Origin of the sequence: Amycolatopsis rhizosphaerae, assembly GCF_007713715.1 — a bacterium.
Classification (GTDB): domain Bacteria; phylum Actinomycetota; class Actinomycetes; order Mycobacteriales; family Pseudonocardiaceae; genus Amycolatopsis_E; species Amycolatopsis_E rhizosphaerae.
This window is the reverse complement of sequence record NZ_VJWX01000781.1, coordinates 1-1,919: the sequence shown is the minus strand read 5'-3', so window position 1 is coordinate 1,919 and position 1,919 is coordinate 1. Positions and strand designations below refer to the sequence as shown.

Here is a 1,919-nt window from a genome sequence, read left to right as displayed (position 1 = left end):
GTCCTGCGGATTCCAGCTCACCTGCGTGCCACCCAAAGCGCCGGACAGGCTGGGCAGGTTCAGCGAGGTGCCGCTGCTGCTGCCACCCCCGATGCCCGCCGTCTGGGCGAGGCTCTGCACCTCGGTCAGGAAGTTCACGGCCGCATCGGCCGTCTTGACCGCGTCCGCGGAGGAAATGTTGAAGTTGGGGATGAGGTCGGCCGGGTTGGTGACCCCGGCCGCCTGGCAAACAGCCAGCATGGCGGTCTGGAACTGCCCGCCCAGCGCGTCCATCACGTTGGCGGAGTTCTGCCAGGCCTGGGCGGCCAGTCCCCAGGTGAGCGGGTTCTGCCAGGTCGCGTCGAATTCGCTGGCGAAGGTCTGCACGGCGGCCTGCGCCGCGGGCAGCGCGTCGGCCAGCCCCTCCAGGTGGGTCCACACCTGGGACCCCGCGATCCGGTCGCTCCAGGTACGGAGGTCCGCGATCGAGCGTCCGGTCTTGGCCTCGAAGGAGTCCGCGGCCTTGTCCTTCCAGTCCGCGGTCACCAGGTTGCCCGAGTTCTGCTGCAGGTCCGCGGCGGCGGCCTCGCTCCAGGCGTGCACGTCCTGCCACATCCTGGCCGCGCTGCGGAGCACGGGGATATGGGCCTGCTCGGCGGTGATCATCGCTTGGTGCGCGGGAGGCGGCAGCACGATGTAGGGAATCATGGGTCATCTCCTCTTTCAGACGGTTTTCTGCGCGGGCTGGCTCACCGGCGGAATGCCGGGGACGGACGGCGTGGCGCCGGTGGTGGGCACCTGGTGGACGCCGCTGCCAGGCGTGGTCCCCGCGGCGCCCGTCGTGCCGGTACCCGTGTGCTGGGTGCCACTGGTGCCGCTGGTGCCATTGGTTCCATGGGTGTCACTGCCCGACGTGGTGCCCGTCGTGCCGCTGCTCTTGCTGCTGCCGCTGCCGGACAGCGACTTCACCAGGCTGATGCCCTTGTCGGCCAGTTTGGCCGTGGAGGTGGCCAGATCGATGCTGTTGATCAGATCGGTGGCGCTGTACTTCGCGGCGGCGGCCTTGACCTTCGCGGAAATGGTGGTCATGTCCTCGCTGGTGTTGGCGATGAACGCGCCGACTACACCGGTGGCGGCCTTGTCCAGCACCGTCATCAGGATTCCCTCGATCGTCCCAAAGGGACTGACCGGTTCACCCAGGCGGCCGAGCGAGGCTGGCACCTCGGGCGCGTGCGTCTGCATGGAGAACTTCGCCATCGACTCCGGGTTGCCACTGATGAACGTAGCGTCTGACATATACCCCTCCTCTAACGTAGGTAGCCGCGCTCGGAGGCGGCCCCGTCGACTTTCCACAGCTCTTCATCAAGCACTTCGACGGGTTTGGCGTCCGCGTCCGGTCGTGGTTTCGGTTTCGCCACCGTCGCCTGGGCCGCAGCACCCTTGCGTTTGTTCTTTCCCTTACCGTCCGGTGCCTCGCGGCCGGACAGGACGACCCCGGCCTTGGCGTCGGGCTTGCGCGAGCGGACGGCGTTGACCTGCTCGGCCGCGCCGGAGCGGATGCCCCCGCCAGCCCTCTGCCCCCCGCCGGACCGCGGCGGATACATCGGCGGAATGCCGCTGCTGCCGACTCCGGTGGTACCTGTGGCGCCCGTGCTCCCCGCGACGGCAGGCATGCTGGTCGCCGCACCGGCGGCGGTGCTGCCGGAAACCGGTGTCTGGGGCGCGTCCACCAGTGGGGTGCCGATGCCACCGGCCCCGCCGCCGAGTCCGGTTCCACCAGCGAGTCCCGCCCCGGCCGCGGAAGCCAAGCCAGGCAGGCCCGAATCCGACTGCGGCACCGCGGTATCGACCGGGCTGTACAGGTCTGCCGGATTGAACGCGCTGACCGGGTCGGGCACCTGCCCGGTGGTGCTGGTCGCGTTCTTGGCCAGATCCAGCAG

At 69.3% G+C, this 1,919-nt stretch carries 1 protein-coding gene and 2 pseudogenes; all 3 read right to left on the bottom strand.

Features of this window, described 5'->3' with window-relative positions:
- Positions 1-687, bottom strand: a pseudogene (locus FNH05_RS36760) (hypothetical protein); the annotation flags it as partial.
- A gap of 15 nt (positions 688-702) precedes the next feature.
- Complete coding sequence (locus tag FNH05_RS36755; protein ID WP_144593438.1) at positions 703-1,275, bottom strand: hypothetical protein; 573 nt, start codon at positions 1,273-1,275, stop codon at positions 703-705.
- 11 nt (positions 1,276-1,286) lie between these two features.
- Positions 1,287-1,919 (bottom strand): annotated as a pseudogene (locus FNH05_RS38650) (hypothetical protein); the annotation flags it as partial.